The following is a 20,826-nucleotide window of genomic DNA, read 5'->3' as shown; positions in this document are numbered from 1 at the left end:
GTGCGGACGGGATAAATGCTGAAAGCATCTAAGCATGAAGCCCCCTCCAAGATGAGATTTCCCTTTGAGTAATCAAGAAAGACCCCTCAGAGACGATGAGGTAGATAGGTCACGGGTGGAAGCATGGTGACATGTGGAGCTGAGTGATACTAATCGGTCGAGGCCTTGTTCTAGCAGATGCATTGTTGATGACTTCAGTTTTGAGGGCGCGAGCCTTTCAAAAAAACGAAAAAAAGTCTTGACGTTATGTGAACATAATGTTAAGATAATAAATGTCTGGTGGCGATAGCCAAGTGGTCACACCCGTTCCCATGCCGAACACGGAAGTTAAGCACTTGAACGCCGAAAGTAGTTGGGGGCTTCCCCCTGTGAGGATAGGACGCTGCCAGGCGATCGTTCCGCAATAGCTCAGCGGTAGAGCAACCGGCTGTTAACCGGTAGGTCGTAGGTTCAAATCCTACTTGCGGAGCCATTTATTACTTCTTCACCACGTACAATGGAGAGCTGTCCGAGTGGCCGAAGGAGCACGATTGGAAATCGTGTAGGCGTCAAAAGCGTCTCAAGGGTTCGAATCCCTTGCTCTCCGCCATCATCACTTTCAATTCATAATGGCCCGTTGGTCAAGCGGTTAAGACACCGCCCTTTCACGGCGGTAACACGGGTTCGAATCCCGTACGGGTCACCATTTATAGCGTCGCGGGGTGGAGCAGTCTGGTAGCTCGTTGGGCTCATAACCCAAAGGTCGTCGGTTCAAATCCGGCCCCCGCAATTACATACGGTCCTGTGGTGTAGCGGTTAACATGCCTGCCTGTCACGCAGGAGATCGCGGGTTCGAATCCCGTCAGGACCGCCATTGTTAAGGCTTTGTAGCTCAGTTGGTAGAGCAAAGGACTGAAAATCCTTGTGTCGGCGGTTCGATTCCGTCCAAAGCCACCATCTTTATCAACAACATGATTTTCCCATTTGTGGGGGGGTAGCGAAGTGGCTAAACGCGGCGGACTGTAAATCCGCTCCCTCGGGTTCGGCGGTTCGAATCCGCCCCCCCCCACCACCATAGGGGCATAGTTTAGCGGTAGAACTACGGTCTCCAAAACCGTCAGCGCGGGTTCGATTCCTGCTGCCCCTGTTTACCATGGCGATTGTGGCGAAGTGGTTAACGCACCGGATTGTGATTCCGGCATTCGTGGGTTCAATTCCCATCAGTCGCCCTCTTATTATTGGGCTGTAGCCAAGTGGTAAGGCACTGGATTTTGATTCCAGCACGCGAAGGTTCGATCCCTTCCAGCCCAGCTTTTCAAGCGGAAGTAGTTCAGTGGTAGAATACGACCTTGCCAAGGTCGGGGTCGCGGGTTCGAATCCCGTCTTCCGCTCCAATGAGTGGCGCCATAGCCAAGTGGTAAGGCAGAGGACTGCAACTCCTTTATCGTCAGTTCGATTCTGACTGGCGCCTCCAACTATTTCTCAATTAAATAGTTTTGCAAGAGATTGTGCCGGTGTGGCGGAACTGGTAGACGCGCACGACTCAAAATCGTGTTCCTTTGGAGTGTCGGTTCGATTCCGACCACCGGTATCTTGCGGGTGTAGTTTAATGGTAAAACCTCAGCCTTCCAAGCTGATGACGAGGGTTCGATTCCCTTCACCCGCTTTATACTTTTTACACAATCTGATGTTTCACCTGATCATGCGGGTGTAGTTTAATGGTAAAACCTCAGCCTTCCAAGCTGATGACGAGGGTTCGATTCCCTTCACCCGCTTACTAAAAAAGAGCAATGTGTCGTTTTCGCTGACACTTTGCTCTTTTTGTTTAGGAATGGGATTTTAAAGAGGAAAGGAGTAGATCGTGATGGATGGTGTACAATTGAAATTGGCTTTACAAGAGTACGCAGCAGAGATTGGAATCGATGAGCTGAAGGTGACGACGGCTGATCCGTTTCTTGTTTTAAAACGTAGACTCCAAGCACAACAGGAGAAAGGATTTGCTTCTGGTTTCGAAGAGCCCGATCTCGATCTACGAACGACTCCTGCGTTACTCGTAGAAGATGCTGCTTCGATCATTGCCATTGCGGTCGCGTATCCAAGTACTCTCAAAAATGCACCTCGTGGCAAGGAAGGGGAGCGACGGGGGATTTTTTGTCGATCGTCCTGGGGACTGGATTATCACCAGGCGTTGCGACAACGCTTGACGTTACTTGAAGAAAAAATTCAAGAATTGAGTCCAGGTGCAAGGACGCGCTCGATGGTCGATACAGGAGAACTCGTCGATCGAGCAGTAGCAGAACGAGCAGGTATCGGATTCAGTGGGAAAAACTGCTCGATCATCAGTGAGGAGCACGGATCCTATCTCTATCTTGGTGAACTGATTACAGATATCGTCCTACCGCCTGATCAGCCAGTCGAAGAATTATGCGGGACATGCAATAAGTGTATCGACGCTTGTCCGACGGATGCGCTTGTTGAACCTGGCGTCATCGACGCTAAACGGTGTATCTCGTTTTTGACGCAGACGAAAACATTACTACCAGAACCATTCCGAATGGCGCTTGGGAACCGTCTATACGGTTGTGATACGTGTCAGCAAGTATGTCCGTATAACCGGAAGAAGAATGCGACACATCACGCTGAACTGCAGCCGGATCCAGAACAAGTCAAACCGCTCTTAGTTCCACTCTTATCCATGAGTAATCGTGAGTTCAAGAGCCGGTTCGGTACGTTGTCTGGCGCATGGCGTGGAAAAAAGCCGATTCAGCGTAATGCGATTTGTGCGCTCGTCCATTATCGAGACAAGAGCGCGATTGAGGCGCTACGGTTAATGACAGAAACGGATGCCAGGGAAGACATGCGGGCGCTTGCACTCTGGGCAGTCGGTCGAATTGGTGGAATTGAAAAAAAGTCATATATCGAATCACGTCTTTTAGCCGATACTGCAGTGGATGTGCAGACAGAAGGACAACGGTTACTTGAGGAGTGGGGGGAAGCAGATGCCATTTCAACAGCTCACTTATGAGTTTGGTACATTGCTCGTCGCATGGGAAAAAGAGCAAATCGTGTATCTCGATTTTGGATTGAATGAAGAGCGTGCTCGAACCTATTTGCAAGAAGAAACCGACGACGGTGAATTACCGAAAGCTTGGCGCATGGCGTTTGATCGTTACGCAGGAGGCGATCGACAAGCGCTTGATACACTTCCTTGTCAGTTGCGTGTCACACCGTTTGCGGAGCAAGTGTTGCACGCTTTACGAACCGTTCCGTTTGGTCAGACGATCAGTTACGGTGAACTGGCTCGAATGATCGGGAAACCAAAGGCAGCACGAGCCGTTGGTGGTGCCTTGAACCGGAATCCGATTGCGTTAATTTATCCGTGTCACCGTGTCATAGGGTCGACTGGTAAACTGACGGGTTTTGCAAGTGGGATTGCCCATAAAGAAGCGCTTTTAGCGCATGAGATAGGAGAGAATTGAACCATGGCTATTCATGTTGTTATGTATCAACCGGAGATTCCTCAAAACACAGGAAATATTTCACGCACATGTGCAGCGACGCATTCCGTCCTTCACTTGATCCGACCGCTCGGCTTCTCGACGGACGATAAGCAGCTTAAACGTGCGGGTCTTGATTATTGGGAATTCGTCGATGTCCGTTATCATGATTCGTTAGAAGAACTGTGGGAGAAGCATCCGGAAGGTATTTTCTACTATATTACGAAATATGGAGAACAGTACCCGAGCCAAATTGACTTATCGGATGTTGAACAGGATTATTTCTTCGTCTTTGGTCGGGAAACAAAAGGATTACCGCTTGAAGTCATCGATGCGAACGCAGAGCGTTGTATCCGTCTACCCCAATCGAATCTCGTTCGCTCACTGAACGTCTCAAACACGGCAGCGATCATCGTCTATGAAGCATTGCGTCAGCAAGGCTATGCAGGACTTCTGTAACGTAAGATAAGCAAAAGCTCCATCCTGAAGTAGGATGGAGCTTTTATGAATTATTCGTTACCTTCAGGTTTTTTGTTGTAGCCTGCAGTGAAGATTGCTGTCAAAAACGCAAGACTTACGCCGACCATTAAGATAAATGCCATTTTTGTTTCCCCCTTCAGTCTCTTGAACCGATATAATCTATTATAGTATACCTGTAAGTGAAATTGTGTGCTACATATGAATTTTCTATGAATGGAGACTCCACATGCGTACGAACGTTTACCTATTAAGTTATGCTCCGCTGATCAGCATCTTGTTATTTAGTACGTCCCTTGCGATTGCAACGACGGAACTCGCATTACATTGGCTCGATCAAGTTGGTGTGTACGATGAATTGTTACAACTCTTGACGGCACGCGATACGAAGCTTGTCGTTTGGCTCGGCTTTTTGATCGTTTACTTCATGATTTTCAGTTCATTGAAATTATTATCGGATACGATCAATCAGCTCGGTTTCGCCTTTTTCATCAAGGAACAAGAGGGTACGACACTCGGCATGTTACGTCCGGGAAGTATTCTGCTACTTATCGGAGGTTGTGTCAGCTTCGCCTTCATGACGTCCTTCTTGCATGTCGGAATCGTGTTGCTTGTGTCTTTTTTCATCTACTTCATCTTTTACACGGTACAAATTAGTAAAATGACGAGTGCAGCAGGAGCCGTCGGTTTGATTATCTTTTCTTTCTTAGCCTGGGGTGTTCTGCTTGCTGGTCTATCGTGGGTCGGTCTGACTTTATTCAATTCGTTCGGGGAAGCGATTTTATTTCCGAGTTGACTTAAGGACGTAAAATCGTCGCCCACGTCTGGACTTGTAACGTTGCATTCGCCTCAACAGGGAAGGGACGCGGGCGATCTGCCCCCAGCCAAATCCCTCCGATATGTTGATTTTTAATACCGACGAACCACATGTCTTTGTTATCGTTCGTCGTTCCTGTTTTTCCTCCGATATAGCGCGCAGAGGAATCATATCCTTTGCGTCCCGTTCCATACGTCATGACATTCTTTAAACCAGCCCGTAATTCCCGGTTCGTCTGACTGGACCAAATCCGTTGTTCTTTTTCTTGTGGTCGTTCGACCGTTCCATTTTTAAGCGTAATACTTTTGATCATCGATGCCGGTCGATAGATCCCGTCATTGACGAATACGGAATAAGCGTTCGTCAGTTCATATGGACTGATCCCGTATTGCAACCCACCTAGAGCACTCGTAAAGGCATCATCCTCACGTGTCCATTGGCTAAACTGGAATGGACGGATGGACTTCAATCCTTCTCGGAAAGAGACAGCAAATGCTCGAATTGCTGGTGTGTTATAGGAATAAGCGATCGCATCGGCAATCGTTACTTGTCCGAGAATTCGATTTCCGCTATTTGACGGACAGTATCCATCGATACAGACGGGACTACCGTCTAACGTGCTCGACAAGCGGGCTTTCGTCTTCTCAAGGTAAGGACCGTAGACAAGTAACGGTTTGATGGCTGAACCAGGTTGTCGGTACGACTGCACTGCTCGGTTGAACTGACCTGTCAAATTCGATTTGTAGCCGACAAGAGCCGTGACTCCGTGTGTTTGTCCGTCGATGCCAACATAAGCCCCCTCAATCGGGTTGGGTAGATTGCGAAGAGCTTCCTTAGCCCGTCGTTGTTCTGCTGAGTCGAGATATGTCGAGATGACCGCCCCTTGTTGATGCAGATATTCTGCAGCATGCTTCTCACTCCAACCCTTTTTTTGAGCGGTCATCCGAACGGCAGCTTGAACGGTGGCATCGATATAGTCCGGATAAGGGACACTCGGTTTATAGGATCGAGGCGACACACGAGAAATAGCAAAATCTTTCGTCAGTACACGATCGCGTATTAACGCTTGAACGATTCGTTGCTGACGTTTTTTTGTGTTTTCAGGAAAGCGCAGCGGGTCATAAAGAGAAGGATTATTCGGAATTGCTGTCAGAAAACTGATTTCAGACCAACTCAACTCACGTGCCGGCTTATTGAAATAGGATTTTGCGGCAAGTTCGATGCCATAAATATTATTCGCGAAATAGGCTTGATTGACATACGCTGTCATCAGTTCTTTTTTCGAATATTTTTGCTCCAAAGACACAGCAATTAACAACTCTTTTATTTTTCTAGTATATGTTTTTTCGTTTGTTAGATATGTCATTCTTGCTAGTTGTTGTGTGATCGTACTGCCACCTTGAGATTTAGAATCAGACTGGTTTTTCGTAAACGCGCGTAAGATTCCTGTGATGTCATATCCGTCATGTTGATAGAAACGCTGATCTTCGATAGCAACAAACGCTTGCTCGACTTTTTTCGGCAATGTTCGAGGTGTTAAGTCATCCCGTCGCAATCCGTCATAGAGCTCGACCCGTTTGTTTTCATAGGTTACGGTGATTGGTTGGTAGGAGGTCAGTGGATGTCGTGTCGTCTGTTCATCGGCCCAGAAAAAAAGTGTGCGTGCTGTTTTTAACTCATCTTTAATTGAAAATAAGGAAAACAGAAGCATCATTGTAAGACCAAGTAAGACGAGATATCCTGTCGTAATTCGCATGAGAACTCCTTTCAAAAAGCCATTTCATTCCTATTATCGGTCTTTTATGGAGAAATCAATAGATTTTTTTTCGATTTTTGTATTTTAATAAACCTATTTTGCAGGAATGTTATATTAAAAAGAGAAAAGATTGGGTATATAGAAGTATCTGTGGATTTTAGAACGCGAGTCATCTGTAAAAAAAGAGCATAAATGGAGGGGACGAAATGGCTAAAAAGAATGTCGTTGCGATGTTACTTGCAGGCGGAGAAGGGAAACGTCTGGGAGCTTTGACGAAACACACTGCGAAACCAGCTGTTGCATTTGGAGGAAAATACCGGATCATTGATTTCCCACTTTCGAACTGTACGAACTCAGGAATCGATACAGTTGGCGTGTTGACGCAATACGAACCATTAGAGTTGAATCGATACCTTGGCATCGGAAGTCCATGGGATTTGGATCGCCGTAATGGCGGATTAACGATTCTTCCACCATACCAAGCACAGAACGGTAAAAACTGGTATGAGGGCACAGCAAATGCTATTTATCGAAACATGAGTTATATCAATCAATTTGACCCTGAATATGTTCTTGTTCTATCAGGCGACCATATTTATAAAATGGACTACGAAAAGATGATTGAGGAACACCGTGTGACGGGTTCTGATGTCACGATTTCCGTACGTGAAGTACCATGGGACGAGGCACCGCGATTTGGTATCCTCAATACGGACGATGACTTACGAATCAATGAATTCGAAGAAAAACCAAAAAATCCGAAATCAAATCTTGCATCGATGGGGATTTATGTCTTTAACTGGGATATCTTAAAACGCCACTTGATTCAAGATGCCGGCGATGCGGAATCAAGCTTTGACTTCGGTAAAAATATCATCCCGAACATGCTTTTTGAAAATCTCAATATCCGTGCGTATAAATTCAAAGGATACTGGAAAGACGTCGGGACGATTCAATCCCTTTGGGAAGCGAACATGGATCTATTGACGGCAGAGCCTGAATTCGATTTGTATGAACCGTCATGGAAAGTACATTCGGTCAACCCGAATCAGCAACCACAATACATTGGAAACGCTGCGACAGTCGAGACATCGATCATCAACGAAGGATGCCACATCGAAGGAGAAATCAATCATTCGGTTCTCTTCTACGGTGTCGATGTAGCAGAAGGATCACTCGTCAAAGACTCGGTCATCTTCCCGAACGTCAAAATCGGACGAGACGTCACGATTCACCGGGCGATCTTAGCAGATGGCGTGATCGTAGAAGATGGTGCAACGATTGGTTCTCCAGACGGAGAAGTTTTCGTCATCGAAGCAGACAGTATCGTCAAGAAGAACGAAGTCATCAAAGAAGCAATTCAATAAGGGGGATATTCGAATGAAGGTCGATTTATTAGGTGTCATCAATCTGAGTGGGGAAGAAGGCTTTTTCAAGGAATTGACGGAGCATCGTAACTTAGCGGCAGTTCCATTTGCAGGGCGTTATCGGTTGATCGATTTTACATTAACGAACATGGTACAAAACGATATCGCGAACATCGGGATTTTTACGCTCGAGAAATATCGTGGCATGATGGACCATCTTGGATCTGGTAAAGAGTGGGATCTTGACCGTTCAAACGGTGGACTCTATATCTTCCCACCTGCATTGTCACAAGATGCGAACGAGTTCCGTGGGGATCTATCGAACTTCCACCTTCACCGTGATTTTTTCCTTCGCAGTAAGGAAAACTATGTCGTCGTCTCTGGTTCAAACATCTTATCCGCGGTGGATTATCGCGATGTATTACGTGAACATAAAGAATCGAATGCGGATATTACGGTCGTCTATACGAAGCGTGAACTACCTTGTAAATACTGCCGCCCGATTCGTTTTGGTGAACAGAATCGCGTGACAGCGATTGGATCACGCGGATTCCAGCCGACGGATGAGACGTTCTACATGGAGACGGTCGTTCTATCGAAAAATCTCTTTGTTCGTTTAATTGATGAAGCGATTGCTCGTGGTGAGTACGATTTACTTCAGAGTATCATTCGTTCACAACTGAACCGTCTACACGTGCACGGTTATGAGTACAGTGGTACATCACAAGTCATTCACTCGCTTCGTTCATACTATCGTGAGAGCATGCTGTTGCTTGAACAATGGGGAGCAATCAATGACTTCCAGCACGTCTATACGAAAATCAAGCATGAGCCCCCGACACGTTATCTACCGGGCTCTGACATCAAGAACTCACTTGTCGCGAACGGCTGTAAATTAGAAGGAACGACAACGGACAGCATCTTGTTCCGTGGTGTCAAAGTCGGTAAACACGCTCGCATCAAGAATTCGATCATCATGCAAAAATCAGTCATTGAAGAAGGCGCGGTCGTTGAGTACGCGATTCTCGATAAAGAAGTCACCGTCAAACGCGGTCAAGTCATCCGCGGAACGGCAGAAGAACCAATCGTCATCAAAAAACAAACAATCGTTTAAAGGAGATGTCATTCATGAAGGTATGGTTTGCTGCCACGGAAGCGACACCCTTCATCAAGACAGGGGGGCTAGCTGACGTCGTCGGCTCGCTCCCTTTAGCGCTTGCTGAGGAAGGGGCGGACGTTTCAGTCGTCTTACCCAATTACGGTCAAATCAAGGAGCAATACAAATCAGAGATGGAGTTTTTATTCGACTTCATCGTACCGGTCGGCTGGCGCCAGCAATTTGGTGCTGTCCTCCGATTGAAACAAGATGGTGTGACGTTCTATTTCATCGATAATGAGTACTACTTCAAACGGGATGGCGTCATTTATGGACATTACGATGATGCGGAACGGTTTGCGTATTTCTCACGTGCTGTCCTTGAGATGATTCAACATCTGGATCGAAAGGAAGTACCGGACGTCATCCATTGTCACGATTGGCAAACAGGTGTGATTCCAGCGTTCTTACGCATCCATTATCAGCATCTTGAGCGCTATCAAGATATTAAAACGGTCTTTACGATCCACAACTTACAGTACCAGGGTGTCTTCCCGGAAGAAGTGCTCGGTGACTTACTTGGTTTGAGTCATGAACATTTCACAGCGGATGGGATCGCTCATAACGGTCTCGTCAATTACATGAAGGCAGGACTTGTCCACTCCAATCAAATCACGACAGTCAGTCCATCGTACCGTGATGAAATCATGGATCCGTATTACGGTGAGACACTTGAGCCGGTCTTGCAACATCGCGCTGTCGACGTGCGTGGAATCTTAAACGGAATCGACTATCGTCAATTTGATCCTGCTCATGATACGCATCTCGTTGAGACGTATTCCGTTGATACCGTCACGGAAGGAAAAGCAAAAAACAAGGCTGCCTTACAAGAGGAACTAGGTCTCCCGATCAATCCGGACGTACCACTGTTCGGTTTCGTTTCTCGTCTTGTCGACCAAAAGGGAATCGATTTACTCGCGCATATCTTACCAGACTTGTTCGAACTCGATGCGCAGTTCATCATTCTCGGATCGGGTGAAGCGGAATATGAAGGGTTGTTCCATCATGCGACATCGATTCGTCCAGACAAAATCGCTTCTTATATCGGATTTGACGTTGGTCTCGCACAACGGATCTATGCAGGAAGTGATGCTTTCTTGATGCCTTCGCGTTTTGAACCGTGTGGTCTCAGTCAGTTGATTTCGATGAAGTATGGCTGTTTACCGGTCGTTCGGGAAACAGGTGGGCTCCGTGATACGGTTAAACCGTTCAATCAGTTCACGTTAGAAGGGAATGGATTCTCGTTCGCGAATTATAATGCACATGAGTTTTTAGAAGCGATTAAACGTACGATTGAGGTTTATCATGATCGACCAGTCTTTGAGCATTTGATTGAGACAGCGATGAATGAGGACTTCAGTTGGTTGCGTTCAGCCGACGAATACTTGGCTTTATATCGTTTGATTGCACCGTCCGCCACTTGATCGTATCACTGGGAAAAGGGGTTACGTCATGTTCAAAGATAAAGAGAAGTTCAAGGAGAGGTTTACGGAACGATTCGTTTCGATGCATGGCAAGGCAATAACAGAAGCAACAGAAAACGATATCTATCAGACACTTGCCTATCTGGTACGTGAGACGGTCACGACCGACTGGTTACGGACGAAGGAAACGTATATCCATAAAAAAAGTAAGCAAGTCTATTACTTTTCACTCGAGTTTTTACTCGGACGTTTCCTGCATAACAACCTATTGAGTCTTGATGTCTTAAAGGATGTGGAACGGGGACTTGACGAACTCGGATATCAGCTCAGTGATTTGACAGAAGAAGAGCCGGAACCTGGACTTGGGAACGGAGGGCTCGGTCGTCTCGCGGCGTGTTTCCTCGATTCCCTGGCTGCGCTGGGTCTGCCTGGACACGGGAACGGGATCCGGTATCAGTACGGTCTGTTTAAGCAAAAAATCATTGATGGTTATCAAGTCGAGTTACCGGATAACTGGCTGAAGAACGGGAACATGTGGGAAATCAGACGTTCTGATAAAGCGGTCGATGTTCCATTCGGTGGACATGTCTGGCTCGAAGAAGTCGGTGATGGATATCGTGTCCATCATGAGCCGGCTGAAATCGTCCGTGCTGTTCCGTACGATATGCCGATCGTCGGCTATCAAAACAAGGTCGTCAATAACCTGCGACTCTGGAGTGCTGAGTCTCCACTTGATGATGATGAATTACTTAGCCAATACCGTGGGAACTATAAAGATTTACTGGCACATAAACAATCGATTCAGACGATTTCAGAGTTTCTGTATCCGGATGATACGACGTATGAAGGAAAAGAGTTGCGTTTGAAGCAACAATACTTCTTTGTCTCTGCCGGATTACGGAGTATCTTGACGTCCTTTAAAAAGCGAAATCATTCATTGAAGCAACTCGGCAACCATATCGCTATCCATATCAACGATACACATCCGGTCGTCGCGATTCCGGAGTTGATGCGGATTCTTGTCGATGAAGAAGGATTTGGATGGGAAGAAGCATGGCGCATCACGAAGAGTGTCATGTCGTTTACGAACCACACGTTACTGTCAGAAGCACTCGAGCGCTGGCCGATCGATTTGTTCCGTCGCTTGTTACCGCGCATCTACCTCATTATCGAGGAAATCAATCGACGCTTCTGTAAGGATGTGCTTGCAAACTATCCACACATGGAAGCGCATATGCGAGATATCGCCATCATCGCGGATGACCGGATCAACATGGCGAATCTGGCTGTCGTCGGCACGCATTCGACGAATGGTGTCGCTCAAATTCATACTGAGATTCTGAAGCAGCGCGAGATGCGACTATTTTATGAGATGTTTCCGCTTCGCTTTAATAATAAGACGAACGGAATTACACATCGTCGCTGGTTCCTCTCATCGAATCCAGCACTGGCAAATCGTGTGACAGAAGCAATCGGGGATAGTTGGATTCAGCATCCATCCGATTTGCAAAAGTTGACGAAATGGGCAGAGGATTCAGCATTACAGAAGGACATCGCCGAGATCAAACTTCAGCGTAAAGAAGAATTAGCGTTGCTCATTGAAAAAGAAACCGGTATCGTCGTGGACCCAACCTCGATTTTTGATGTTCAAGTCAAGCGATTGCATGCGTACAAACGTCAACTCTTGAATGCATTACACATTCATTCGCTCTACTATCGTCTGAAGGAAGACCGTTCCTTCACGATGACACCGCGGACATTCATCTTTGGTGCAAAGGCGGCGCCAGGCTATCATTATGCAAAAGAAGTCATTCGTTACATTAATGCATTGGCACGCTTGATTAACGATGATCCAGACGTCAGTCCGTACTTGAAAGTCGTTTTCCTAGAAAACTATCGTGTATCGCTTGCTGAGAAAATCTTCCCAGCAAGTGACGTCAGTGAACAGATTTCGACTGCAAGTTATGAAGCCTCTGGAACCGGCAACATGAAGTTCATGATGAATGGTGCACTGACAATCGGAACGCTCGACGGAGCGAACATCGAAATTCGAGACGAGGTCGGGGATGCGAACATCTTCATCTTCGGCTTAACACCGCAAGAAGTCATGAATTATAAGCAGTACGGTGGTTACAGTGCATACGATCAATACAATGCCCAACCCGAGTTACGACGGATTATTGATAGTCTCGTTGACGGAACCTTATTTGCTCCAGGTGAATTCCAAGCGATTTACGATTCATTATTGACGTATAATGATGAGTATCTGATCCTGAAAGACTTCATGTCGTATCAACAAGCGCAGGAACGAATCGATCGGATGTATCAGCAACCAGAAGAATGGTATAAACGCGTCATTCTTAATATTGCGCGGTCAGGTGTGTTCTCAAGTGACCGAACGATTAAAGAGTATGCGAATGCGATCTGGAACATCAAACCGATTCAACTCTGAACAAAAAGACACTGACAGATGTTTCTGTCAGTGTCTGATGCTTACGAACGGGAGACATCTTCACCACGGCTGACCCAATCACTATAAGAGCCGGCATAAAGCCGGACATCGGTTTTCCCGAGTGAATGGAGAGCGATGACATTGACACACGCTGTCACACCACTTCCACAATAGAGGATAGGTGCTGTGACCGGTAGGATGTCGGCGTACAATTCTTTCAAATCTTCCGCGTCCCGTAAGCGACCATCTGGTGAGAGTGCTTGTTCGAAGAAACAATTCACGGCACCTGGAATGTGGCCGGCGACGTGATCGAGTGGTTCGATTTCTCCACGGTATCGATCGGGCGCACGGGAATCGATGACCATCGTTTCTGTCAGCTGATCCTTCAGCTCTTCGAACGAGACGAGCATCTCATCTTGAAAACGAGGCGCGTACTGAGAAGGTTCATAAATAGGAACGTCGTCCGTGACCGGAAGATCGAACGCTAGGTAAGAGGAGAATCCGCCCTCAAGGACGACGACACGCTCATGTCCGATCCATTTAAATAACCACCACGCACGAGCTGCATAAGGAAAACCATCGTCATACAAGACGACGAAGTCTTCTGGTGTCACACCATGCTGTTCCAGTGTGTGTTGCCACGCTTCTTTTGAAGGAAGCGGATGCCGACCGCCGACCTCATCGATGGGACCGGAAAGGTCAGTCGTTAAATCCAGGTGCTGTGCACCTTCGACGTGTTGTTCCAAGAAAGCATTTCGTCCATATTCAGGTTGTTGCAAGTCATATCGGCAGTCAAACCAGCGAATCTGATCCGTTCGGACGAGCTGTTGAAGATCTGCCATTTGAATCGTAGGAAACATGCCTCATCACCTTACCCTTTCTAGTGTTAATCATATGAAAGGTATCGCATCATCGCAAGTCTTACCCTCATTTAAAAAAGGAGTCGATTTACCATGTCATGGAAAGAAACATATCAAAAATGGGATCAGTTCGCTGATTTAGACAGTACATTAAAAGAAGAATTAGTCACGCTAGCAACGGATGAAAAAGCAGCCGAAGAGGCATTCTATAAAGAACTCGAGTTCGGAACAGGTGGTATGCGTGGGGAAATCGGTGTCGGGACGAACCGGATGAACGTATATACGGTCCGAAAAGCATCACAAGGGTTCGCGGCATTCATTAAGGCGTCGGGGGAAGAAGCGGCAGCAAAAGGAATCGTCATCGCACACGATTCACGCCATTTCTCACCAGAATTTGCGCTGGAGGCGGCACGGACGCTCGCAAGTAACGGTATCAAAGCGTATCTGTTCGACGGTCTACGTCCGACACCAGAACTTTCGTTTGCAGTTCGGTCTTTACAAGCAGCGGGGGGGATCGTCATCACGGCGAGTCACAACCCACCAGAGTACAATGGTTATAAAGTATACGGGGATGACGGTGGACAACTTCCACCAAAAGAAGCGGATGAACTCGTTTCGTACGTTAGCCAAATCGAAGATGAGCTGTCGATTGAACTTGAGCAAGAAGAAGTCCTTCGTGCGAACGGATTGATCGTCCGTGTCGGAGAAGAACTCGACGAAGCGTACCAAGACAAATTACAAACGATTCGTGTCTTACCTTCGATTCAATCGGAATTAGCGGATCCACTTAAAATCGTCTTCACACCACTTCACGGAACAGGTCTTGTGCCTGTAACAGAAGGATTGAAACGTTACGGATTCGAACAGGTGACAGTCGTCAAGGAGCAAGCGGAACCAGACGGTGCGTTCCCGACCGTGACGTCGCCGAACCCGGAAGAACATGCTGCCTTTAAACTGGCGATCGAATATGGTGACCGGACAGATGCAGACATCTTGATTGCGACGGATCCCGATGCTGACCGTGTTGGAGTCGCAACACGTGATGCAGACGGAGAATGGACAGTCCTGACAGGGAATCAGACGGGAGCGTTATTGCTCGACTACATCCTTTCACAAAAAGCGGCACAGGGAACACTTCCAGCGAACGGATTCGTCGCGAAGACGATCGTTACTTCAGAACTGGGTGCATTGATTGCGCGTCACTATGATCTTCATGTCGAGAACACGTTGACAGGCTTTAAGTTCATCGGGGAAAAAATCAAACAATACAACGCATCGGGTCAATATGAGTATCTCTTCGGCTATGAAGAGAGCTATGGTTATCTCATCGGAGACTTCTGCCGAGACAAGGATGCCGTCCAAGCGTGCTTGTTAGCTGCTGAGATGGCTGCGTATCACAAAAAAGAAGGACGGACGCTCTATGAGGCATTACAGGCGATTTACGAGCAGTTCGGGTACTTCGAAGAATCACTCCGCTCTCTAACGCTCAAAGGGAAGGATGGCGTGGCACAGATCGGGCGTATAATGGATACGTTCCGTGAGAATCCGCCAAAACAAGTGGCTGGAGAACAGGTCGTCTTATTCGAGGACTATGATGCGAGCATCGCCCACGATTTGAAGACGCATCAACCTTCACCAATCAACTTGCCAAAATCCAACGTACTGAAGTTTACGCTCAGCGATGGATCATGGTTCTGCCTTCGTCCATCGGGTACGGAACCAAAAATCAAATTCTACTTCAGCGTCACGTCACCAGATGCTGCTGAGACGACACGGAAACGTCAGCAGATCGAAGATGAAGTCATGCAAGAAGTCGAACAAATTCAATAAGTCCCATGCAGGATCACGTCATCGACGGGGTCCTGTTTTTTATCTCAAAGCATCAAAAAGTGAAATCCGTGCAACCGGTACCATTTTGAGGTACAGTAAACGAGATAGAGTTTATACGATAGAGGAGTTGGAAGACAGATGGAACGGATTCAACTAACAGAAGATTTATCATTCTCACGCATTATTCATGGCTTATGGCGATTGAATGAATGGGAGATGACGAAAGAAGAGCGTCTCGAATTGATCGAAGCATGCCTTGCTTTAGGAATTACGACGTTTGATCACGCGGATATCTATGGCGACTACACGAATGAACGCTTATTCGGAGAAGCGCTTGCTTTAAAACCGGAATTACGTGACCGGATGGAGATTGTCACGAAGACGGGTATCAAGATGAAAGGGAATCATTTCTCGGATCAGTCGTTATCATTCTATGATACGACGAAAGAGCATATCATCAAACAAGTGAACCGTTCTCTTCAAGAACTCGGTGTCGAGTATGTTGATACGTTGTTGATTCACCGTCCAGATCCGTTGATGGACCCGAACGAGATTGCTGAAGCGTTCGTAGAGTTGAAGGATGCAGGAAAGGTACGGACATTCGGTCTCTCGAACCATACACCTGCGCAACAAAGTCTCATTCAGTCGCGCTTACCATTCATGCTCGTGACGAACCAACTCGAGTTGTCGGTTTCGGAACTGAAACATTTCGAGGATGGATCCGTTGATCTCTGTCATGAAAATGAGATGCCGTTGATGGCATGGAGTCCGCTTGCAGGCGGTCGTCTCTTCAAGGACGAGCAATATGCACCGTTACGCGAAAAATTAGCTGAAATCGCAGAGTCGATCGGGGCAGAAGAAATCGATGAAGTCGCATATGCATGGTTGCTCAAACATCCAGCACGTATCATGCCAATCGTTGGTTCTGGTAAGATTGAACGCATCGAATCTGCTGTTCGTTCGACGAAATTGTCTTTGACACGCGAACAGTGGTTTGAGATTTTAAAGGCATCACGTGGTCGTGACGTCGATTAATTGGTTTTAAGATAGAAGCGGATCAATGCGCACGTTGTCCGTTAGCGAAATAAAGTGAGAGGATCGTTTCCGATATATCATCCGGAAGCGATCCTCTCCTTCGTTTACGAATAGAGTGTTCCTCTCATTTAAAAGTAAACAAAAAAAGCCCCATCTCAAGGGGGAGGAGAGATGGGGGATCTATGAGGTTAAGCTTCTAAGCGAAGCATCTCCTGACGGTATTTATCTAAACGATCTTTACTTGCTGACATGGCAGCTTGGTCATTGGCTTGAATCGCATCGAAGAGCGTACTGAGCTCATAATCGATTTCGAGACGTAGCACTGGAATTCGCTGCTCTGCATCTTGTCTACGGAAAGCTTCAATTACTTGTTTCATCTCGGCCACGCTCCTTTATAAGTTGTCAGATAATTCTGATTTTTATTAGTATACTTGATTATTCCCGGATTGCCTAGTGCTAAACCTAAAAAAATCTAAAAAAACACACTTGAAATCCTGACGGTTCCAAGTGTGGAAAATTCATTCTGGAATGCTGAATCGTGCCTCTAAGCGATGCTGAACACTTTGAATGAGTGTTGACATGATCCAGTAAATCGCAGCTGAGAATAGAAGCAACGGCATGACAAGATACGTCGTAGCTGAAATCTGGTCAGAGACGTATGTCAATTCCTCAACAGCAACAATCGTACCGAGTGATGTCGATTTGATGATATCGATGACAGAGTTCGAAAGTGGTGGAATCGCCCGAGATAGTGCTTGCGGCAAGATGACGTCCTTGAATGTCTTACGGCGCGGAATACCGAGCGAGTCAGCGGCTTCCCATTGTCCACGATCGACAGAGGAGATGGCAGCCCGGAACGATTCCGAGATATACGCAGAAAAGTGAAGCGATAAGCCGAAGGCGAGAGCTTGGAATCCAGTCAATTGAAGGACAACGAGACCATTGTATAAAATCAGGATTTGTAACAGCAATGGTGTTCCTCGGAAGAAGGAGACGTATAAACGTGCAAAACCGCTAAAGACGGCAAGACGGCTATCACGCATGACGGCAAGAATCAACCCGAGAATAAGCGCAAAGACGATGGCGAGACCACTTGCAAGAAGGGTCGTACCAATCGCCTTTGCGTAGACGTCCGAGTTATCTCGGACGATCGTCAGTAATTCACTCACTTACTGATATCCTCGTTGAAATACTTCTTACCGATTTTTGCAAGAGTGCCGTCTTCTTGCATATCAGCGAGTGCTTTATTGAAGTCTTCTGTATACTTACTGTTTTTTGCCATCATGAAGCCTGATTCGTTCTTGTCGAATGTTTCACCGACCGCTTTAACTTTGTAGCCTGCTTTCTTCAGCTCCGTCAAGACGAAGAGACGATCGTTCATAGCAGCATCAACACGACCTGCTTCAAGATCTTTCAAGACTTGGTTCGCGCCTTTGTAGTATTTCACTTTCGCACCAGCTTCTTCAGCCGTTTTTGCATAAAGTGAACCTTGTGTCGAACCGACTGTCTTTCCTTTTAAGTCTTCGAGTGTTTTGATATCGTTCGTTTTATTGTTGACGATGATCGTTGAACCAGAGACCGTATACGCATCAGAGAAAGCGTATTTTTCTTGGCGCTCAGGCGTGATTCCCATTTGGTTCGCGATGACATCGATCCGTTTTGAATCAAGTGCTGGGATGAGTCCTTTGAAGTCCATCGCTTTGTAATCGACTTTATAGCCGGCGCGTTTTGCGACTTCGTTCATGACGTCTACGTCATAACCTGTCAATTTTCCTTTTTCTTTATACGTGAAAGGTGGGTACGTTGCTTCTGTACCGACTGTAATGACTTTTGACTCTTTATCAGAACCTGCGTTGTCGTTCGAAGCGCCGCATGCTGCAAGCACCCCCGCTGTCGATAATGCTGCTACAGCTAATTTCAAACCGTGTTTCATAGCGCTCTCTCCTTTATAAATGAATGATTTCAATTCCTAGTTTTCGAATAGGATTAATTTTAAGCTACAAGCAGTATCATACAAAGTTACAGGAACGTCTGTCAATAAAAAAGACTGCCCTTAAAAGGACAGTCTGAAACATCGTAACTGATCGATGATACGATTAACGGATCGTTGCTTCCGTCGCAGAGTCGAAGAAGTGTGCTTTTGTCATATCGAAGAAGAGATCAAGCTGCGATCCCATCTCGACGTGTGAACGTGAATCAACACGTGCCGTGAACGCTTGTTGTCCAACTTTTGAGTAGAGATAAGACTCTGCACCCATCAATTCGGATACTTCGATATGTGCTGGGAAGCGATGCGCTGTTTTCGTGTCTTGGTAGATCAATTCCGCATGGATGTCTTCTGGACGAATTCCGAGGACGAGATCCTTGTTCGTGTAACCGCGATCGCGGAGAACTTTCATTTTTCCTTCTGGTACTTCGAACTTCTCTTCTGTTCCTGAAACGTGGAAGAGACCGTCTTCCGCTAATTTACCTGTCAAGAAGTTCATCGATGGTGAACCGATGAATCCAGCGACGAACATGTTATCTGGGTGATCATAGACTTCTTTCGGCGTACCGACTTGTTGAATGATACCCGCTTTCATGATGACGATTCGTGTCGCAAGCGTCATCGCTTCCGTCTGATCATGCGTAACGTAAATCGTCGTCGTCTCAAGACGTTTGTGTAGCTGAATGATTTCCTTACGCATTTGTACTCGCAATTTAGCATCTAAGTTCGAGAGCGGCTCATCCATCAAGAAGACTTTAGCATCACGAACGATGGCGCGACCAATCGCTACCCGTTGACGCTGACCACCAGAGAGTGCTTTTGGCTTCCGCTCGAGGTATTCTTCAAGACCAAGGATACGAGCTGCGTTATCGACGCGTTGCTTGATTTCATCTTTTGGGAACTTCCGAAGCTTTAATCCGAATGCCATGTTATCGAAGACGTTCATGTGTGGATACAACGCGTAGTTTTGGAAGACCATCGCGATATCGCGATCTTTTGGCGCTACATCGTTCATGCGTTTGCCATCGATGATGAAATCCCCACCTGAGATTTCTTCGAGCCCAGCGATCATTCGAAGTGTCGTTGATTTACCGCAACCTGATGGTCCGACGAAGACGATGAATTCTTTATCTTTAATGTGAAGGTTGAAGTCATCAACCGCTTTTGCATCACCTGAGTAGATTTTATCGATATGTTCAAGACGAATTTCAGCCATGTGTAGTTCCCCCTAATGTAAATGATGAAATAATAACGCTTACAAGATTTAGTATAAAAGAAGTCAGGGAGTCTGCCTATGGACAACCTGACTAAATGCAAACGTTTTCAATTAGGCATCATGCTACAAGAAGTAAGGTATAGAGGAAAGTAGCGCCTTCAAATGAGCGAACATCGATTCCAGTCTGCTCCGTCAATCGGTCGAGTCGATACTGGAGGCTATTTCGATGTAAGAATAGATGTTTTGCTGTCAGGGAGACGTTCAAATTAGCTCGGCAAAAAGCAAGGATCGTCTCACGAGACTCTGCCTCGAGGGAACGAATGAACTGATCGACGAGTGTCGCGCGGTGCCGGTCATCTAGACTCGCAAGACGGATCATGGCAGGCAAGAAGCGTTCGATGTGCATCGAAGGAACGAAAGCAAGCGCTGCTTGTTCAAGTTGGAACTGAACGGCGATATCGCCTGCAGCACGTTGTTGACCAAGCAATACCTTACCGTCGAGTACAAAATCAGATTGTAACGCTAAAAATAAATCGGATAGTTCAGACTCAATGACAAACTCTTCGCGTTCGACGACCGTGAAGCGGTGTGTGCTAAAAGGAATAAGGATGCTCGTCTGCGAAAAGAAAGAGGAGAGCAATTGTTGAATTTCTTCACTTGTCCGTTCATCGGTTGGATTGAACAAAAAATGGACAAGTCGGAACGACTGATCTTCGAGGGCATGAGCAGATTGGATACGCTCTCGCCATAGATCGATATCAGACCGCGACGTCGTGATGATGCGTTCAGCGAATACATCAAGCAGTTGTTGTTCGCGGTCAGAGATGGCAGTCGCCTTGATTCCAAAACAGAGTCCATCTTCAAGGCGATATACGCTATACTGTTCCTGGCAATAAACATTCGGATCGGTCGTAAGCTGGTCATTGAATACAGTCATCAGTTGTCGTAACACACGGCATCACTCCTAAATCGT

General features: G+C 46.6%; 17 protein-coding genes, 15 tRNA genes and 2 rRNA genes. 27 read left to right on the top strand and 7 right to left on the bottom strand.

All coding sequences use genetic code 11. The annotated features are described in order from the left end of the window. From AYO36_RS10995 to AYO36_RS10895, 21 genes are all read left to right on the top strand, one after another. Positions 1–173 (top strand): 23S ribosomal RNA (locus AYO36_RS10995); the annotation flags it as partial. Between the two features lie 102 nt (positions 174–275). Continuing rightward, positions 276–391, top strand: a 5S ribosomal RNA gene (gene rrf, locus AYO36_RS10990). A gap of 6 nt (positions 392–397) precedes the next feature. Next, positions 398–472: transfer RNA gene (locus AYO36_RS10985), tRNA-Asn, on the top strand. A 26-nt stretch (positions 473–498) separates the two neighbouring features. Next, positions 499–589: transfer RNA gene (locus tag AYO36_RS10980), tRNA-Ser, on the top strand. 21 nt (positions 590–610) lie between these two features. Continuing rightward, positions 611–685, top strand: a tRNA-Glu gene (locus AYO36_RS10975). Positions 686–695: 10 nt separating this feature from the next. Beyond that, positions 696–769, top strand: a tRNA-Met gene (locus AYO36_RS10970). A gap of 8 nt (positions 770–777) precedes the next feature. Beyond that, positions 778–853: transfer RNA gene (locus AYO36_RS10965), tRNA-Asp, on the top strand. A gap of 7 nt (positions 854–860) precedes the next feature. Then, a tRNA-Phe gene (locus AYO36_RS10960) sits at positions 861–936 on the top strand. A gap of 31 nt (positions 937–967) precedes the next feature. Next, positions 968–1,051, top strand: a tRNA-Tyr gene (locus AYO36_RS10955). A gap of 4 nt (positions 1,052–1,055) precedes the next feature. Beyond that, positions 1,056–1,126: transfer RNA gene (locus tag AYO36_RS10950), tRNA-Trp, on the top strand. A 9-nt stretch (positions 1,127–1,135) separates the two neighbouring features. Further along, positions 1,136–1,208: transfer RNA gene (locus AYO36_RS10945), tRNA-His, on the top strand. 10 nt (positions 1,209–1,218) lie between these two features. Next, positions 1,219–1,290: transfer RNA gene (locus tag AYO36_RS10940), tRNA-Gln, on the top strand. A gap of 8 nt (positions 1,291–1,298) precedes the next feature. Next, a tRNA-Gly gene (locus AYO36_RS10935) sits at positions 1,299–1,373 on the top strand. Between the two features lie 6 nt (positions 1,374–1,379). Continuing rightward, positions 1,380–1,453, top strand: a tRNA-Cys gene (locus AYO36_RS10930). A 36-nt stretch (positions 1,454–1,489) separates the two neighbouring features. Then, positions 1,490–1,570 (top strand) — tRNA-Leu (locus tag AYO36_RS10925). A gap of 4 nt (positions 1,571–1,574) precedes the next feature. Beyond that, positions 1,575–1,645: transfer RNA gene (locus AYO36_RS10920), tRNA-Gly, on the top strand. Between the two features lie 38 nt (positions 1,646–1,683). Next, positions 1,684–1,754, top strand: a tRNA-Gly gene (locus AYO36_RS10915). A gap of 89 nt (positions 1,755–1,843) precedes the next feature. Further along, positions 1,844–3,004: a tRNA epoxyqueuosine(34) reductase QueG gene (gene queG / locus AYO36_RS10910; RefSeq protein WP_064300395.1), complete on the top strand. Its 1,161-nt coding sequence runs from the start codon at positions 1,844–1,846 to the stop codon at positions 3,002–3,004. Then, entirely contained in the window at positions 2,979–3,458 is a 480-nt protein-coding gene (locus AYO36_RS17145; protein ID WP_064300394.1) for a methylated-DNA--[protein]-cysteine S-methyltransferase, read from the top strand. Before queG ends, AYO36_RS17145 begins: the two co-directional genes overlap by 26 nt. A 3-nt stretch (positions 3,459–3,461) precedes the next feature. Continuing rightward, entirely contained in the window at positions 3,462–3,935 is a 474-nt protein-coding gene (gene trmL / locus AYO36_RS10900; protein ID WP_023467320.1) for a tRNA (uridine(34)/cytosine(34)/5-carboxymethylaminomethyluridine(34)-2'-O)-methyltransferase TrmL, read from the top strand. Positions 3,936–4,182: 247 nt separating this feature from the next. Continuing rightward, positions 4,183–4,749, top strand: a complete 567-nt coding sequence (locus AYO36_RS10895; protein ID WP_029340917.1) for a DUF5366 family protein — start codon at positions 4,183–4,185, stop codon at positions 4,747–4,749. Between the two features lies 1 nt (position 4,750). On the opposite strand, the gene AYO36_RS10890 is transcribed toward AYO36_RS10895, so the two are convergent. Beyond that, positions 4,751–6,526, bottom strand: a complete 1,776-nt coding sequence (locus tag AYO36_RS10890) for a transglycosylase domain-containing protein (protein ID WP_050677725.1) — start codon at positions 6,524–6,526, stop codon at positions 4,751–4,753. A gap of 206 nt (positions 6,527–6,732) precedes the next feature. On the opposite strand from AYO36_RS10890, the gene AYO36_RS10885 reads away from it, so the two are divergent. The 4 genes from AYO36_RS10885 to AYO36_RS10870 are packed head-to-tail and all read left to right on the top strand — an operon-like array spanning position 6,733 to position 12,925. Continuing rightward, positions 6,733–7,893: a glucose-1-phosphate adenylyltransferase gene (locus AYO36_RS10885; protein ID WP_023467324.1), complete on the top strand. Its 1,161-nt coding sequence runs from the start codon at positions 6,733–6,735 to the stop codon at positions 7,891–7,893. 13 nt (positions 7,894–7,906) lie between these two features. Beyond that, positions 7,907–9,007, top strand: coding sequence for a glucose-1-phosphate adenylyltransferase subunit GlgD (gene glgD, locus AYO36_RS10880; RefSeq protein WP_055967033.1), 1,101 nt, complete (start codon positions 7,907–7,909; stop codon positions 9,005–9,007). Positions 9,008–9,021: 14 nt separating this feature from the next. Further along, positions 9,022–10,473 (top strand): glycogen synthase GlgA, encoded by a 1,452-nt coding sequence (glgA, locus tag AYO36_RS10875; protein WP_029340919.1) that lies wholly within the window; start codon positions 9,022–9,024, stop codon positions 10,471–10,473. Between the two features lie 28 nt (positions 10,474–10,501). Beyond that, on the top strand, positions 10,502–12,925 hold the full coding sequence (locus tag AYO36_RS10870) for a glycogen/starch/alpha-glucan phosphorylase (RefSeq protein ID WP_064300393.1): 2,424 nt from the start codon (positions 10,502–10,504) through the stop codon (positions 12,923–12,925). 41 nt (positions 12,926–12,966) lie between these two features. Here the strand turns inward: AYO36_RS10870 and AYO36_RS10865 are convergent, their stop codons facing one another. Further along, positions 12,967–13,785 carry a sulfurtransferase gene (locus AYO36_RS10865; protein WP_064300392.1) on the bottom strand — a complete coding sequence of 273 codons (819 nt, stop codon included), beginning with the start codon at positions 13,783–13,785 and terminating at the stop codon, positions 12,967–12,969. Positions 13,786–13,878: 93 nt separating this feature from the next. Here AYO36_RS10865 and AYO36_RS10860 point away from each other — a divergent pair, with 93 nt between their 5' ends. Continuing rightward, positions 13,879–15,615 carry a phospho-sugar mutase gene (locus AYO36_RS10860; protein WP_064300391.1) on the top strand — a complete coding sequence of 579 codons (1,737 nt, stop codon included), beginning with the start codon at positions 13,879–13,881 and terminating at the stop codon, positions 15,613–15,615. A 138-nt stretch (positions 15,616–15,753) separates the two neighbouring features. After that, positions 15,754–16,650, top strand: coding sequence for an aldo/keto reductase (locus AYO36_RS10855; RefSeq protein ID WP_023467330.1), 897 nt, complete (start codon positions 15,754–15,756; stop codon positions 16,648–16,650). Positions 16,651–16,838: 188 nt separating this feature from the next. Here the strand turns inward: AYO36_RS10855 and AYO36_RS10850 are convergent, their stop codons facing one another. From AYO36_RS10850 to AYO36_RS10830, 5 genes are all read right to left on the bottom strand, one after another. Then, on the bottom strand, positions 16,839–17,027 hold the full coding sequence (locus AYO36_RS10850) for a hypothetical protein (RefSeq protein WP_023467331.1): 189 nt from the start codon (positions 17,025–17,027) through the stop codon (positions 16,839–16,841). 141 nt (positions 17,028–17,168) lie between these two features. Then, positions 17,169–17,819, bottom strand: a complete 651-nt coding sequence (locus AYO36_RS10845) for an amino acid ABC transporter permease (protein WP_023467332.1) — start codon at positions 17,817–17,819, stop codon at positions 17,169–17,171. Then, the gene (locus tag AYO36_RS10840) at positions 17,816–18,583 is read right to left on the bottom strand and encodes a transporter substrate-binding domain-containing protein (RefSeq protein ID WP_064300390.1); all 768 of its coding nucleotides are present in this window, start codon (positions 18,581–18,583) and stop codon (positions 17,816–17,818) included. Before AYO36_RS10840 ends, AYO36_RS10845 begins: the two co-directional genes overlap by 4 nt. Before the next feature lie 163 nt (positions 18,584–18,746). Beyond that, complete coding sequence (locus tag AYO36_RS10835; protein WP_023467334.1) at positions 18,747–19,853, bottom strand: ABC transporter ATP-binding protein; 1,107 nt, start codon at positions 19,851–19,853, stop codon at positions 18,747–18,749. Positions 19,854–19,971: 118 nt separating this feature from the next. Beyond that, the gene (locus AYO36_RS10830) at positions 19,972–20,805 is read right to left on the bottom strand and encodes a PucR family transcriptional regulator (RefSeq protein ID WP_050677719.1); all 834 of its coding nucleotides are present in this window, start codon (positions 20,803–20,805) and stop codon (positions 19,972–19,974) included. Positions 20,806–20,826 lie beyond the last annotated feature (21 nt).

This window comes from Exiguobacterium sp. KKBO11, from assembly GCF_001644945.1.
Taxonomy (GTDB): domain Bacteria; phylum Bacillota; class Bacilli; order Exiguobacteriales; family Exiguobacteriaceae; genus Exiguobacterium_A; species Exiguobacterium_A abrahamii.
This window is presented reverse-complemented; position numbering and strand designations above follow the sequence as displayed.

Bases quoted from the DNA above. Each gene is read 5' to 3' on its own strand.
- AYO36_RS10860 (WP_064300391.1), top strand. From the start codon at position 13,879: ATGTCATGGAAAGAAACATATCAAAAATGGGATCAGTTCGCTGATTTA.
- AYO36_RS10840 (WP_064300390.1), bottom strand. From the start codon at position 18,583: ATGAAACACGGTTTGAAATTAGCTGTAGCAGCATTATCGACAGCGGGG.
- AYO36_RS10865 (WP_064300392.1), bottom strand. From the start codon at position 13,785: ATGTTTCCTACGATTCAAATGGCAGATCTTCAACAGCTCGTCCGAACG.
- trmL (WP_023467320.1), top strand. From the start codon at position 3,462: ATGGCTATTCATGTTGTTATGTATCAACCGGAGATTCCTCAAAACACA.
- AYO36_RS10895 (WP_029340917.1), top strand. From the start codon at position 4,183: ATGCGTACGAACGTTTACCTATTAAGTTATGCTCCGCTGATCAGCATC.
- AYO36_RS10870 (WP_064300393.1), top strand. From the start codon at position 10,502: ATGTTCAAAGATAAAGAGAAGTTCAAGGAGAGGTTTACGGAACGATTC.
- AYO36_RS10855 (WP_023467330.1), top strand. From the start codon at position 15,754: ATGGAACGGATTCAACTAACAGAAGATTTATCATTCTCACGCATTATT.
- AYO36_RS10835 (WP_023467334.1), bottom strand. From the start codon at position 19,853: ATGGCTGAAATTCGTCTTGAACATATCGATAAAATCTACTCAGGTGAT.
- AYO36_RS10890 (WP_050677725.1), bottom strand. From the start codon at position 6,526: ATGCGAATTACGACAGGATATCTCGTCTTACTTGGTCTTACAATGATG.
- AYO36_RS10885 (WP_023467324.1), top strand. From the start codon at position 6,733: ATGGCTAAAAAGAATGTCGTTGCGATGTTACTTGCAGGCGGAGAAGGG.
- glgD (WP_055967033.1), top strand. From the start codon at position 7,907: ATGAAGGTCGATTTATTAGGTGTCATCAATCTGAGTGGGGAAGAAGGC.
- queG (WP_064300395.1), top strand. From the start codon at position 1,844: ATGGATGGTGTACAATTGAAATTGGCTTTACAAGAGTACGCAGCAGAG.
- AYO36_RS17145 (WP_064300394.1), top strand. From the start codon at position 2,979: ATGCCATTTCAACAGCTCACTTATGAGTTTGGTACATTGCTCGTCGCA.
- glgA (WP_029340919.1), top strand. From the start codon at position 9,022: ATGAAGGTATGGTTTGCTGCCACGGAAGCGACACCCTTCATCAAGACA.
- AYO36_RS10850 (WP_023467331.1), bottom strand. From the start codon at position 17,027: ATGAAACAAGTAATTGAAGCTTTCCGTAGACAAGATGCAGAGCAGCGA.